We start from the raw sequence: 13,762 nt of genomic DNA on the forward strand, positions 1-13,762 counted from the left end.
GGCCGGCCAATGCCTTGATTTTGGGCGGTAAACCTTTCAGGTGAGGTCTGCGCAATTTTTTCGTCCTTGAATACAAAATGCAGGATTCGGGCCGGGCAGGGTGCCCGGCCTTTGTGATCAGTGGCTGCCGGAGTGGCCGAAACCGCCGGTGCCGCGCTGGGTTTCGACGAACTCTTCGACCATTTCGAAGTGCGCTTGAACCACCGGCACCAGAACCAGCTGGGCAAGACGCTCGCCAACGACGATGTTGAAGTCGGCCTGGCCACGGTTCCAGCACGACACCATCAGCGGGCCCTGGTAATCGGAGTCGATCAGGCCAACCAGGTTGCCCAGCACGATGCCGTGCTTATGGCCCAGGCCTGAGCGCGGAAGAATCAAGGCCGCCAGGCCCGGATCGCCGATGTACACCGACAGGCCAGTAGGGATCAGCAGGGTTTCGCCCGGCTTGATGACGGTATCTTTTTCCAGCATGGCGCGCAGGTCGAGGCCGGCGGAGCCTGGCGTGGCGTACTGCGGCAGCGGGAATTCGGTGCCGATGCGTGGGTCGAGGATCTTGGCTTGCAAAGCGTGCATGTAAATTAAACCTGGTTCAGACGTTCGGCGATAAAAGTGATCAGCTGGCGGGCAATCTTGCCCTTGCTGGTCTGGGCAAAAACAGTGGCGTGCAGCTCCCGATCAATCACGCTGCAGGCGTTTTCTTCGCTGTTGAAGCCAATACTCGGGTTGGCGACGTCGTTGGCGACGATCAGATCGAGATTCTTGTCTTTCAACTTGCGTGCAGCGTAGTCGAGCAAGTGTTCGGTTTCGGCGGCGAAACCGACACTGAACGGACGGTCGGGACGGGTGGCGATGGTGGCCAGGATGTCTGGGTTGCGCACCATCTGTAGTAACAAGCCGTCGCCGCTCGTAGGGTCTTTCTTGAGTTTCTGTGGGGCGACGACCTCCGGGCGGTAGTCCGCGACTGCCGCAGAGGCGATGAACAGGTCGCAGGGGATCGCGGCTTCACAGGCTGCGAGCATGTCGCGGGCGCTGACTACGTCGATGCGCGTGACGCGATCCGGGGTCGGCAGGTGCACCGGGCCTGTGATCAGGGTCACGCGGGCGCCGGCTTCTACCGCGGCTTCGGCCAGGGCGAAGCCCATTTTCCCGGAGCTGTGGTTGGTGATGTAGCGCACCGGGTCGATGTTTTCCTGGGTCGGCCCCGCGGTGATCAGCACGTGCTTGCCAGTCAGTGCCTGATGCTGGAAGCAGTCTGCCGCGCACTGGGCGAGGTCGGTGGCTTCGAGCATGCGGCCCATGCCGACGTCGCCGCAGGCCTGGCTGCCGGAGGCCGGGCCGAAGACTTTGAGGTCGCGGTTTTCGAGGGTTCGCAGGTTCGCCTGGGTCGCCGGGTCGCGCCACATGGCCTGATTCATCGCCGGTGCAACGGCAACGACCGCGTCGGTGGCTAGCACCAGCGTGGTCAGCAGGTCGTCGGCAATGCCTTGGGCCAGGCGGGCAATCAGGTCCGCGGTGGCGGGGGCGATCAGCACCAGGTCGGCCCATTTGGCCAGTTCGATGTGGCCCATGGCGGCTTCGGCCGCCGGGTCCAGCAGGTCCAGATGGACCGGGTGCCCGGACAGCGCCTGCATGGTCAGCGGGGTAATGAATTCGCTCCCGCCACGGGTCATGACCACGCGCACTTCGGCGCCCTGGTCGATCAGGCGGCGAACCAGATCGGCGCTCTTGTAGGCAGCAATGCCGCCGCCGACGCCCAGAACGATGCGTTTCCGATACAGCCGCTGCATAGGTCTGCCTTTCATTTCGTTGATGACTGCGTTGCGATACCCCCTCCCCAGGGGTGAAATCGCCCGCAAAAAAGATGGGCTACGATATCACAGCGACCGCTATGGAACAGCGGCGCCCACAGACATGGAGGTGTTATGAGCATTCGCGATTGGCCGGCGGCGGAACGGCCGCGGGAGAGGTTGCTTGAGTTTGGCTCGGGGAGTCTTTCGGACGCAGAGCTGCTGGCTATTTTTTTAAGAACCGGCGTATCGGGTAAAAGCGCGGTGGATCTGGCGCGACACCTGTTGAATCAGTTTGGCAGTTTGCGCGCACTACTTGAGGCCGATCAGGCGGCGTTCAGCAGGCAGCTGGGTCTCGGGCCGGCAAAATTCGCTCAGTTGCAAGCGGCCCAGGAAATGGGCCGGCGGCATTTGGCCGAACGTGCGCGCCAGAAATCGGCGCTGGAAAATCCGCAGGCGGTTCGTGATTACCTGAAATCGATGTTGCGCCACGAGCCTCACGAGGTGTTCGGCTGTCTGTTTCTGGATTCCAGGCATCAAGTACTGACCTTTGAAGTGCTGTTTCGCGGCTCCATCGACAGCACCAGTGTTTATCCGAGGCAAGTGGTTAAGCGCGCCTTGGTCCACAACGCCGCAGCGTTGATCCTCTGCCACAACCATCCGTCGGGTAACACCAACCCCAGCCAGGCCGACCGCACGCTGACCAAGCGCCTGCAAGAGGCGCTGGACCTGATTGATGTGCGGGTACTCGACCATTTCATCGTCGGCGACGGCGATCCGCTGTCCATGGCCGAGTACGGGTGGATGTGAGCGAGGGATGCGGAACCAAGTGAGTCCATGTGGGAGCGAGCCTGCTCGCGATGGCGTTGTGTCAGTCAACCTGTTCAGTGACTGAAGGGACGCTAACGCGAGCAGGCTCGCTCCCACAGGTTTTGTGGCGACGCTGATTACTTGAGGTTGACCTTGGAGTAGTCCTGGCGACCAAACGGGCTGACTGCATAACCCTCGACGTCTTTACGCGTCAGCGCAAAGGCGGTCGGGTGAGCCAGCGGCAGCCACAATGCCTGTTGCTGGATCTGTGTCTGGGCCTGTTCGTAGAGCTTGGTGCGTACGCCTTGCTCGTCGGTGGTCTTGCCGGCGCTGATCAGCTTGTCCAGATCCTGATTGCAGTAGCGGGCGAAGTTGGTGCCGGATTTGACCGCCGCGCAGGAAAACTGCGGCGTGAGGAAGTTGTCCGGGTCACCGTTGTCGCCGGACCAGCCCATGAACAGAAGGTCGTGCTCGCCGGCCTTGGCACGGCGAATCAGCTCACCCCATTCGATTACGCGGATCTCGGCCTGGATGCCGATTTCCGCCAGGTCGGCCTGCAGCAATTGTGCGCCGAGGCTCGGATTGGGGTTCAGCAGGCTGCCGGAAGGGCGGGTCCAGATGGTGGTCTGGAAACCATTCTTGAGCCCGGCCTTGGCCATCAATGCGCGGGCCTTTTCGACGTCATGCGGGTAGCCCGGCAAGCCTTTGGCGTAGCTCCAGGTATTGGGCGGGTACGGGCCGTTGGCGGCTTCGGCGGTGTCTTCGAACACAGCCTTGATGTAGTTGGCCTTGTCGAATGCTAGGTTGATCGCCTGGCGCACTTCAGGCTTGTCCAGCGGCGGATGTTGGCTGTTGATGCCGACGAACGCGGTCATGAACGCGTCGGTCTTTTCCACTTTCAGGGCCGGCTCTTTCAATGCGGCTTGTACGTCCAGAGGCTTCGGCGACAGGGCGATCTGGCACTCGTTGCGGCGCAATTTCTGCAAGCGCACGTTGGCGTCCGGGGTGATGGCGAAGATCAGTGGGTCAACCGATGGCTTGCCTTGGAAGTAGTCGCGGTTGGCCTTGTAGCGAATCGAGGCGTCTTTCTGGAAGCGCGTGAAAATGAACGGCCCGCTGCCGATCGGCTGGCTGTTGAGCTTTTCCGGCGTGCCGGCCTTCATCAGTTGATCGGCGTATTCGGCCGAATAGATCGAGGCGAAACCCATGCTCAGGGTTGGCAGGAAAGTCGAGTCCGGGTGATCGAGGGTGAAGCGGATGGTGAGCGGGTCCAGTGCGTCAATCTTCTTGATCAGCGCGGGTAACTGCATCGACTGGGCGTGCGGGAAGCCGCTCTGGGCGACTTTGTGCCACGGGTTTGCCGGATCGAGCATGCGGTCGAAGCTGAACTTCACGTCTTCGGCGGTCAGGTCGCGCGTCGGGCTGAAGTATTCGGTGCGATGAAATTTCACCTGCGGGTGCAATTTGAAGACGTAGGTCAGGCCGTCGGGCGTGACTTCCCAACTGTCCGCGAGGCTGGGGACTACTTTGCCGCTGGCGGTGTCGAAGTCCACCAGGCGGTTCATCAGCACGTCGGCCGAGGCGTTGGTGGTGGTCAGCGAGTTGTATTGCACCACATCGAACCCTTCCGGGCTGGCCTCGGTGCAGACGCTCAGGGCGGCGGCATGGGCCAGGGGGCTCAGCAGAAGCGGGGCAAGCAGCAGCGGTAGGGCAGCGAGGCGCATGGTCGGATTCCTTTACAGATCGAAGGCCCATCTGCAAGTGCAGTCTGGAAAAGGCTTACCCTAGTGGGCTCTTTTGCAAATGACTATCCCCTTTTTCATTTTGAGGGGAGTATGGGTGATTGTTTTCGGTGAGTGACGGTTAAGAAAAACCCGGAATGGGCCCGTTGGCCGATTCTCTGCGACGAGCGGTCGTTATCGGGCACAGCCTTTGTCCAAGGCGTTCGGCGCCAGAAAAACAGGGTTTTTATCAACTCAATGCACACCGGTTGTTGTTGCTCTCTGGTCTTTCTGGTATAAAGCAGCGCTCTTTTCTAGGGGCCCGGTTCCTTCACTTGTAGGTGTAGCCGGTAAGACCTCTAAAGAAACGCGGCGCCTGGCGCCAAATGACTGAGAGATTAAGCGGCCAACCCATGCCGGGTTGGGCATGTGGTTTTAGAGGGCTGAGGCATGTCGAGAGTATGTCAAGTTACCGGTAAGGGTCCGGTGACTGGGAATAACATTTCCCACGCAAACAACAAAACCCGTCGTCGTTTCCTGCCGAACCTGCAGCATCACCGCTTCTGGGTTGAAGAAGAGAAACGTTTCGTGCGTCTGCGCGTATCTGCCAAAGGCATGCGTATCATCGACAAGCGTGGCATCACTGTCGTGCTGGCCGAAATTCGCAAAGCTGGCAAGATCTAAGGGAGCTAATCATGCGTGAATTGATTCGTTTGATTTCGAGCGCCGGTACTGGTCACTTCTACACTACCGACAAGAACAAGCGCACTACTCCGGACAAAATCGAGATCAAGAAATTTGATCCGGTTGTTCGTAAGCACGTGATCTACAAAGAAGGCAAAATCAAGTAATTGATTTTTCCCTCTTACGAAAAAGGCCCGTATCGCGAGATACGGGCCTTTTTTGTTGCCTGTGGATTTTGTGTTGTCTGTCAGGGCCCCATCGCGGGCAAGCCCGCTCCCACAGGTATTGTGATCGACACAGATCCCTGTGGGAGCGTGGCTTGCCCGCGATGAGGCCGGCCCAAACAGCACAAATCTTCAGACCTTCTGTTCAAACACCACATAAATCTTGCGGCACGGCTCCAGCACCTCCCAAGTGCCCCTGAAACCGGCCGGAATCACGAAGCGATCGCCCACGCGCAGGGTCTTGGCGTTGCCGTCGTTGTCGCGCAGTACTGAAACCCCCTGCACGATTTCGCAGTACTCGTGTTCGGTGTAGTTCACCCGCCATTGGCCGACTTCGCCTTCCCAAACACCTGCACTCATCTGGCCGCACGGGCTGTTGTAGTGGTTGTACACCGCTTGCTCGGGATCGCCCTTGAGGATTTTTGCCGGGTCTGGCCGATAGCGATCGGGCTGGGTGGTGGCTTGGCTGAAATCGACGATATCCTGAATGCTCATGCGGGTATTCCCCCGTGATTGCGGCCTGGAAAATTGAAAGTCTATGTTTATTAAAATGAACATCGTAAGGCCGTTTACCGGCCTTTTGTCAAATATATTGAAACTTCACCTGCCGCTGGTTTAGGGTAACGGTTGCCTTGAGCCGAAAAGCAGGCTGGCCGGGCAGAATTCCTGACAGCGCCCGCGAAGACCGCGGGGCGCTCGTATTCAATAAGAGGAGGACACTCGTATGACCACCCTGACTCGTGCCGATTGGGAGCAGCGGGCTCGCGATCTGAAGATCGAAGGCCGCGCCTACATCAATGGCGAATACACCGATGCAGTCTCCGGCGAGATGTTCGAGTGCATCAGCCCCGTCGATGGCCGTCTGCTGGGCAAGATTGCCAGCTGTGACGCCGCCGACGCCCAGCGTGCCGTGGAAAACGCCCGCGCCACTTTCAATTCCGGCGTCTGGTCGCGTCTGGCACCGACCAAACGCAAAGCCACCATGATTCGTTTTGCCGGCCTGCTGAAACAGCACGCCGAAGAATTGGCCCTGCTCGAAACCCTGGACATGGGCAAGCCGATCAGCGATTCCCTGTACATCGACGTTCCCGGCGCGGCGCAAGCCCTGAGCTGGAGCGGTGAAGCCATCGACAAGATCTACGACGAAGTCGCCGCCACCCCGCACGATCAGTTGGGTCTGGTGACTCGCGAGCCGGTCGGCGTGGTCGGCGCGATCGTGCCGTGGAACTTCCCGTTGATGATGGCCTGCTGGAAACTCGGCCCGGCGCTGTCCACCGGTAACTCGGTGATCCTCAAACCTTCCGAAAAATCGCCGCTGACGGCCATTCGCATCGCTGCATTGGCGGTTGAGGCTGGTATTCCGAAAGGTGTGCTGAACGTGTTGCCGGGATATGGTCACACCGTTGGCAAGGCCCTGGCCCTGCACAACGACGTCGACACCCTGGTGTTCACCGGCTCGACCAAGATCGCCAAGCAACTGCTGATCTACTCCGGCGAATCGAACATGAAGCGTGTCTGGCTCGAAGCCGGCGGCAAGAGCCCAAACATCGTGTTCGCCGATGCGCCAGACCTGCAAGCCGCCGCCGAATCGGCTGCCAGTGCCATCGCCTTCAACCAGGGCGAGGTCTGCACCGCCGGTTCGCGCCTGCTGGTCGAGCGTTCGATCAAGGACACATTCCTGCCGCTGGTGATCGAAGCCCTCAAGGCCTGGAAACCGGGCAATCCGCTGGATCCGGCGACCAATGTCGGAGCACTGGTGGATACCCAACAGATGAACACCGTGCTGTCCTACATCGAGTCCGGTCACACCGATGGCGCCAAACTGGTGGCTGGCGGCAAGCGCATTCTTCAGGAAACCGGTGGCACCTACGTCGAGCCGACGATTTTCGACGGTGTCAGCAACGCGATGAAAATTGCCCAGGAGGAGATCTTTGGCCCCGTGTTGTCGGTGATTACCTTCGATACCGCCGAAGAAGCCATTGCGATTGCCAACGACACCCCTTACGGCCTCGCGGCTGCGGTATGGACCACGGACATCTCTAAGGCCCACCTCACCGCCAAGGCCTTGCGCGCCGGTAGCGTGTGGGTCAACCAGTACGATGGTGGCGACATGACCGCGCCGTTCGGTGGTTTCAAACAGTCTGGCAACGGTCGTGACAAGTCGCTGCACGCGTTCGACAAGTACACCGAGCTGAAGGCGACCTGGATCAAGTTGTAATAGGTCGCGGGCCCCGGTTCATCGGGGCCCGCTGCAACATAGATCCCTTGTGGGGGCGAGCCTGCTCGCGATAGCGGTATGACAGTCGACGTCTATGTTGAATGTTGCTCCGTCATCGCGAGCAGGCTCGCTCCCACAGTGTTTTGCGCTGCACATAAAATATCCACAGGAGCGTGGAACATGCGTTGGGCGACTTATTTCGCCGTCTTGGCGTCTGTCTTGAGTGTCGGCCTGGCCCTGGGTGTCAGCATGCCGTTGGTATCGCTGCGCCTGGAAGGCTGGGGTTATGGCTCGTTTGCCATTGGTGTGATGGCGGCGATGCCGGCCATTGGCGTATTGCTGGGGGCGAAGATCTCCAGCCACCTCGCGGCCCGTCTCGGCACGGCCAATCTGATGCGCCTGTGCCTGTGGGCCGGGGCGGTATCCATCGGCTTGCTGGCGCTGTGGCCGAGCTACCCGATCTGGCTGGTGCTGCGGTTGATGATCGGGGTGATCCTGACCCTTGTCTTCATCCTCGGCGAAAGCTGGATCAATCAGCTGGTAGTGGAACAATGGCGCGGGCGACTGGTGGCGCTGTATGGCAGTAGCTATGCGCTGAGCCAGCTGGCCGGGCCGTTATTGTTGGGTGCGTTGGGCACCGAGCACGATTATGGCTTCTGGGTCGGCGTCGGTTTGCTGATGACTTCACCGCTCCTGCTGCTGGGCCGCAGCGGCGCACCCACCAGCGAAGCCTGCGGCGTGACCTTGAGCGACCTGCTGAATTTCTGCCGTGGCCTGCCGGCAATTGCCTGGGCGGTGTCGCTGTTCGCCGCGTTCGAAGCGATGATCCTGACCTTGTTGCCGGTCTATTGCCTGCGTCAGGGGTTCACCACGGAAATCGCCCTGGCGATGGTCAGCACCGTGGTGGTGGGTGATGCCTTGCTGCAATTGCCGATTGGCGCACTGGCTGATCGCTTGTCGAGGCGTGCATTGTTCACCGGCTGCGCGATGCTCTTGCTGCTGTCGAGTCTGGCGATTCCGTTGTTGATCGATACGCTGTTGATCTGGCCACTCTGGGTGTTGTTCGGTGCCAGTGCCGGCGGTTTGTTCACCTTGTCGCTGATTCTGATCGGCGAGCGTTACCGCGACGATGCCTTGGTGCGGGCCAATGCCCATATCGCACAGCTATGGGGGGTTGGTTGCCTGATCGGGCCGTTGGCGGCTGGTGCCGGGAGCCAGTGGATCAGCGGGCATGCCTTGCCGTTGCTGATGGCGGCGGGTGCGTTGGGGTTGGTGATTCTGGTGTCGCGGCAAGGGGCGTTTGGCACGGTTGCCGAACCGGCCTGAGCGCTGCACAAGCCCCCTCGCCACAGGGTCTAGAGCATCTTCTCCAGGCCGACCGTACTGCTGAGCCACGAATTGAAGTGTCGCCACCAACTCCCCGGCTCCTCGGTCAATGTGTGCTGTTTGCCGTCATCTTCGGTGACCCAGACCATCTGACCTTTTTCCAGCCGTGCCTGATAACTGAGGGCAGGCGCCATACCCTCCAGTGCCAGTTCGCGCACACGCCCGGCGAGTTCCGGGCTGTCCACCAGCACCCCGACTTCGGTGTTCCACAGCACCGAGCGCGGGTCGAAATTGAATGAGCCGATGAAGGCTTTCTGCCGGTCGAAGATGATCGCCTTGCTGTGCAGGCTGGAACCGGAACCGCGATAAGACTTGCTGTGAAAGAGATGCGGCGCACTGCCGCCTTCACCGGGCTGGCCGCGCAATTCGAATAACTGCACGCCATGCTCCAGCATCGTCTTGCGATACGGCGCGTACCCGCCATGCACCGCCGGTACGTCGGTGGCTTCCAGTGAGTTGGTCAGCATGCTTACCGACACCCCGGCATCGGCGCGCCCGGTCAGGTACACCAGCCCCGGTGGGCCAGGTACGAAGTAGGCCGAGATCATGATCAGCTCTTTGCTGACTCCATTGAGTTCGGGCGCCAACTGGGTGCTCAGCAGCAAGTGCGGATCAGGCTCGCCGTTGGACAGCACCTTGCTCGGTGCGTCCCACAGCGCCTGGTTCCAGGCCCAGATCAGCTCCCGACGCCAGACGTCCAGGCGCGGGTGAGTGGCGTAGGTCATCAACTGTTGATAGAGCGCGTGATTCTGTTTGCGCGTTTCCTCCAGGGACTCGTCCAGTCGGGTCCGGGTATTTTTCAGGTCCCTGGTTGTCGGCTTGCTCGAGAGAAACTGTTCGATCGGCTTGCTCAGGGCGCTGTTCCAGTACTGATCGAAGCTGTGTCCCAGCTGTTCTGCAACCGGGCCGACGCTGAGCATGTCGATGTCGGTGAAATTCAGCTTGGGCTCGGCATCGAAATACTCGTCCCCCAGGTTACGCCCGCCAACGATCGCCGCGCTGTTGTCCGCCAACCACAGTTTGTTGTGCATGCGTCGGTGTTGCAGCGACACGTTGAACAATCGGCCCATGGCTCGCGTGACGCCGGTGCTGCGACCCAGGTGCAGCGGGTTGAACACGCGGATCTGAATCTGTGGATGCGCGGCAAGGGTTGCGATGATCCGGTCCAGGCCATCGCTGGCGGTGTCGTCGAGCAAAATCCGCACCCGCACGCCACGGTCGACGGCTTTGAGCAACTCGCTTACCAGTATCCGTGTGCTGATGCCGTCATGGACGATGTAGTACTGCAAATCGAGGCTGCTTTGGGCGTTGCGAATCAGCTCGGCGCGAGCGGTGAAGGCCTCGGTGCTGTCGGAGAGCAAGCGAAAGCCCGATTGGCCCTGGTGGGGAGCGGCCTGGGCCTGGATCGAACGGCCGAACGCAGAAGTAGCCGCCGGCAGGGCCTGACTTGGTTCGCGAGGGATGTGGGCCGTCGCGCAGCCACCCAGGAACGAGGCGAGGAACAGAAGAGCAAGCAGGGGCTGTCTGATTCTCACGGGTAATGTTCCGGTGGCGGCCGTTGTTAGTATATGGACGCTGGTTCCCGAAGAAAGGTCAGTCGGTCTCCGCCAGCAGCTTGATCGCCGCGGCGCCGACCTTGCGCACGGCTTCTTCGATTTGCGGTGTGGGCTTGGCAGCGTAGTTCATACGCAGGCAATTGCGGTATTTGCCCGAGGCGGAAAAGATACTGCCGACGGCAATCTGTACGCCTTGATCATGCAGCGCACGATTGAGTTTCAGGGTGTCGAAACCCTCTGGCAGTTCGACCCACAGCATGAAGCTGCCTTGCGGACGACTGGCGCGGGTGCCTGTGGGGAAATAGCGGGTGACCCAATCGATCATCAAGTCGCGATTGCGCTGGTATTGCGTACGCATCCGCCGCAAATGCGGTTCGAAAAGCCCTGCCTTGAGAAACTCGGCAATCGCAATTTGCGGTTGCGGCGCAGTGGAGCCGGTGCTGATGTATTTCATGTGCAGCACTCGTTCCAGATAACGGCCCGGTGCGACCCAACCAATGCGCAGGCCTGGTGCCAGGGTCTTGGAAAATGAACTGCACAGCAGGACGCGGCCGTCTTCGTCGAAGGATTTGATCGTGCGCGGGCGTGGGTAGGTGTAGGCCAGTTCGCCATACACATCGTCCTCGATAATCGCCACGTCGAAGCGCTGTGCCAGCGTCAACAACGCACGTTTGCGCGACTCCGGCATGATGTAGCCCAACGGGTTATTGCAGTTGGGGGTCAACTGTATGACTTTGATCGGCCATTGCTCCAACGCCAGTTCCAAAGCATCGAGGCTGATGCCGGTGAGCGGGTCGGTGGGGATTTCCAGGGCTTTCATGCCCAGGCCCTTGAGCGTCTGCATGGCGCCGTGAAAGCTCGGTGAGTCCACGGCCACGATATCCCCCGGCTCGCAGATAGCGCGGATGCTGGTGGACAGCGCTTCGTGGCAACCGGTGGTGATCACCAGATCGTTGGCGCTCAACTGGCAACCGGAATCGAGCAGCAGGCGAGCGATCTGTTCGCGCAGTTCGAGGGTGCCGCAGATGTTGTCGTAATACAGGCCGGGCATGTCCTGTCGACGGCTGATTCGCGCCAGGTTGCGCAGCAGAGGCTTCATGGTCGGCGTGGTGATGTCCGGCATGCCACGGCCCAGTTGCACGACATCCTTGCGTGGCACCGCGCGGATCAGTTCCAGCACCTGATCCCATTGCGAAATATCCACCGGGCGTTGGGCGGGGCGACCAACCACTGGCAGCTCCGGTAGCTCGCGGCCCACGGGCACGAAGTAGCCGGATTTGGGTTTGGGCATCGCCAGGCCCACGTCTTCCAGCACGCGATAGGCCTGCTGCACCGTGCTCAGGCTGACCCCGTGTTCGACACTCAGCGCCCGCACCGACGGTAGCCGGTCGCCGGGGCGATAAAAGCCCTGTTCGATACGTGTGCCGAGCAACTCGGCAAGGTTGACGTATAGGGTCATAGCTCAGTCTCGGTATGGGGGACTCGGTTAACCAGTACAGATTTGGCAAAAATAAGTGATTCAGAGGCCGAAACGGAAAAACTGTATGGAATTAATACAGGCTCTTTGAATCTGTAATGCTTTTATCCGTCCGCGCATCATGAAAGCTCTGGCTACCCAAGTAAACAGGAGCGACGAAAAATGAACGGCTTGAGCGATGTGCGGCTGACGTTACACAGTCAGGAACTGGCGGCAGGGCAAAAGAACGGCGCACGCGAGGCAGTCATGCGCAACGCACCGTCCTTCCTGGGTCGCTGGGGTCTGTTCTGGCATCGTCTGCACACGCGCAAGGCATTGCTGGAGCTGACACCGGCGCAACTCAAGGATGTCGGATTGAGTCTGGAGCAGGCGCGGGAGGAGGGGCTTAAACCCTTTTGGCGGATCTGAGCATTGCTGCGCTCATTAAATCGATTCGCGAGCAAGCCCGCTCCCACACTAAACCGGGTTGTTGGATAGAACGCGGTCAAATGTGGGGCTTGCTCGCGAAGGCGTCGGCACGGGCACCGAAAATCCGTCAGGCCCACTCTTTAAGGCGATGCCAAAGCATCCCCAACGCCAGCAACGGCGAACGCAAATGCTGGCCGCCCGGGAAGGTGATGTGCGGCACTTTGGCAAACAGGTCAAACCCACCGCTCTGTTGGCCGCTGATGGCTTCAGCCAACAACTTGCCCGCCAGGTGTGTGGCGTTTACACCATGACCGGAATAGGCCTGGGCGTAATACACATTCGGCTGCTCCTTGAGCCGACCGATCTGTGGCAGGCGATTGGCGCCGATGCCGATCATCCCGCCCCATTGATAGTCGATCTTCACCCCGGCCAGTTGCGGGAACACCTCCAGCATCTTCGGCCGCATGTACGCGGCGATGTCCTTCGGGTCGCGTCCTGAATAATGGCAGGCGCCGCCGAACAGCAAACGTCGGTCCGCCGAGAGTCGGTAGTAATCCAGCGCCACCCGTTGATCGCAGACCGCCATGTTCTGCGGAAGCAGTGCGTGGGCCTGTCTTTCGCTCAAGGGTTCGGTGGCAATGATGTAACTGCCGGCCGGCAGCACCTTGCCGCTGAGCAGCTGGTTGAGATCGTTGAGGTAGGCGTTGCAGCCCAGCACCAGCGTCTTGGCGCGAACCGTGCCCTGGGCGGTATGGACCTTGACCTCGGGGCCGTAATCGATACGGGTCACCGCCGACTGTTCGAACAGCTTCGCGCCCAATTGCCGGGCGGCGGCGGCTTCGCCCAGTGCCAGGTTCAGTGGGTGCAGATGCCCGGAGCCCATGTCGATCAAGCCGCCGACGTAGCGGTCGGAACCCACCACACTGTGCATTTCGTTGGCTTGCAGCAGACGGGTTTCGTAACGGTAACCGAGGCTGCGCAGCTCGATGGCGTCTTCGGCGAAGCCTTCCAGGTCACGAGCTTTGTTGGCGAGGTCGCAGTAGCCCCAGGTCAGGTCGCAAGGGATCTGAAACTGCTCGATCCGCTGTCGGACGATTTCCACCGCCTCCAGCCCCATCAATTTCATCTGGCGCACACCCTCGACGCCAATCACGTTGGCGAACTGATCGAGGCCATGGCCGACGCCGCGAATCAATTGCCCGCCATTGCGTCCGCTGGCGCCCCAACCGATCTTGTGCGCTTCCAGCAGCACCACGTTGAAACCACGTTCGGCCAGTTCGAGCGCGGTGTTCAGCCCCGAAAACCCACCGCCCACTACACACACGTCCGCGACCCACTCACCTGTGAGCACCGGAAGATCGGGTTGCGGCAGGCTGCTGGCGGCGTAATAAGAGGCCGCGTGCCGGTGGCTCGGGGCAGGTTGCTGAACGGAGGCGTTCATGTGCGTCATCCAGAGGCGTGTGTTTGAAAAAGTTGACGGAGCATAAGCCG

Annotated in this window: 13 protein-coding genes; 6 read left to right on the forward strand and 7 right to left on the reverse strand. The window is 60.4% G+C overall.

Annotation, left to right across the window (positions count from 1 at the left end; genetic code table 11):
- Positions 1-117: 117 nt before the first annotated feature.
- A complete protein-coding gene (gene dut / locus QMK51_RS00990) occupies positions 118-573 on the reverse strand; it encodes a dUTP diphosphatase (protein WP_258698480.1) in 456 nt (151 codons plus the stop codon).
- Positions 574-578: 5 nt separating this feature from the next.
- On the reverse strand, positions 579-1,787 hold the full coding sequence (coaBC, locus tag QMK51_RS00995; protein WP_320394468.1) for a bifunctional phosphopantothenoylcysteine decarboxylase/phosphopantothenate--cysteine ligase CoaBC: 1,209 nt from the start codon (positions 1,785-1,787) through the stop codon (positions 579-581).
- Between the two features lie 135 nt (positions 1,788-1,922).
- Here coaBC and radC point away from each other — a divergent pair, with 135 nt between their 5' ends.
- Positions 1,923-2,597 (forward strand): RadC family protein, encoded by a 675-nt coding sequence (gene radC / locus QMK51_RS01000; RefSeq protein ID WP_258698481.1) that lies wholly within the window; start codon positions 1,923-1,925, stop codon positions 2,595-2,597.
- Positions 2,598-2,734: 137 nt separating this feature from the next.
- Here radC and QMK51_RS01005 read toward each other — a convergent pair whose 3' ends face one another.
- Complete coding sequence (locus QMK51_RS01005; protein ID WP_258698482.1) at positions 2,735-4,321, reverse strand: ABC transporter substrate-binding protein; 1,587 nt, start codon at positions 4,319-4,321, stop codon at positions 2,735-2,737.
- A gap of 447 nt (positions 4,322-4,768) precedes the next feature.
- Between QMK51_RS01005 and rpmB the strand changes: the two genes are divergently transcribed.
- Together rpmB and rpmG are read left to right on the forward strand one after the other, a co-directional pair.
- Positions 4,769-5,002 carry a 50S ribosomal protein L28 gene (gene rpmB, locus QMK51_RS01010; protein WP_007894701.1) on the forward strand — a complete coding sequence of 78 codons (234 nt, stop codon included), beginning with the start codon at positions 4,769-4,771 and terminating at the stop codon, positions 5,000-5,002.
- An 11-nt stretch (positions 5,003-5,013) separates the two neighbouring features.
- A complete protein-coding gene (rpmG, locus tag QMK51_RS01015; protein ID WP_007894709.1) occupies positions 5,014-5,169 on the forward strand; it encodes a 50S ribosomal protein L33 in 156 nt (51 codons plus the stop codon).
- Positions 5,170-5,358: 189 nt separating this feature from the next.
- On the opposite strand, the gene QMK51_RS01020 is transcribed toward rpmG, so the two are convergent.
- Positions 5,359-5,721, reverse strand: coding sequence for a cupin domain-containing protein (locus tag QMK51_RS01020; protein WP_258698483.1), 363 nt, complete (start codon positions 5,719-5,721; stop codon positions 5,359-5,361).
- Between the two features lie 229 nt (positions 5,722-5,950).
- Here QMK51_RS01020 and QMK51_RS01025 point away from each other — a divergent pair, with 229 nt between their 5' ends.
- Positions 5,951-7,444 (forward strand): aldehyde dehydrogenase, encoded by a 1,494-nt coding sequence (locus QMK51_RS01025; RefSeq protein WP_320392908.1) that lies wholly within the window; start codon positions 5,951-5,953, stop codon positions 7,442-7,444.
- Between the two features lie 180 nt (positions 7,445-7,624).
- Positions 7,625-8,770 carry an MFS transporter gene (locus QMK51_RS01030; protein WP_258698485.1) on the forward strand — a complete coding sequence of 382 codons (1,146 nt, stop codon included), beginning with the start codon at positions 7,625-7,627 and terminating at the stop codon, positions 8,768-8,770.
- Positions 8,771-8,799: 29 nt separating this feature from the next.
- On the opposite strand, the gene QMK51_RS01035 is transcribed toward QMK51_RS01030, so the two are convergent.
- Both QMK51_RS01035 and QMK51_RS01040 read right to left on the reverse strand, forming a co-directional pair.
- Positions 8,800-10,365, reverse strand: coding sequence for a phospholipase D family protein (locus QMK51_RS01035; protein ID WP_320392909.1), 1,566 nt, complete (start codon positions 10,363-10,365; stop codon positions 8,800-8,802).
- Positions 10,366-10,423: 58 nt separating this feature from the next.
- Positions 10,424-11,845, reverse strand: coding sequence for a PLP-dependent aminotransferase family protein (locus QMK51_RS01040; protein WP_258698487.1), 1,422 nt, complete (start codon positions 11,843-11,845; stop codon positions 10,424-10,426).
- 180 nt (positions 11,846-12,025) lie between these two features.
- Here QMK51_RS01040 and QMK51_RS01045 point away from each other — a divergent pair, with 180 nt between their 5' ends.
- The gene (locus QMK51_RS01045; protein WP_258698488.1) at positions 12,026-12,271 is read left to right on the forward strand and encodes a DUF1127 domain-containing protein; all 246 of its coding nucleotides are present in this window, start codon (positions 12,026-12,028) and stop codon (positions 12,269-12,271) included.
- A gap of 127 nt (positions 12,272-12,398) precedes the next feature.
- On the opposite strand, the gene QMK51_RS01050 is transcribed toward QMK51_RS01045, so the two are convergent.
- Positions 12,399-13,712: an FAD-binding oxidoreductase gene (locus tag QMK51_RS01050; protein WP_320392910.1), complete on the reverse strand. Its 1,314-nt coding sequence runs from the start codon at positions 13,710-13,712 to the stop codon at positions 12,399-12,401.
- Between the last annotated feature and the right edge of the window lie 50 nt (positions 13,713-13,762).

The sequence above is a fragment of the Pseudomonas sp. P9_31 genome (genome assembly GCF_034008235.1).
Lineage (GTDB): Bacteria > Pseudomonadota > Gammaproteobacteria > Pseudomonadales > Pseudomonadaceae > Aquipseudomonas.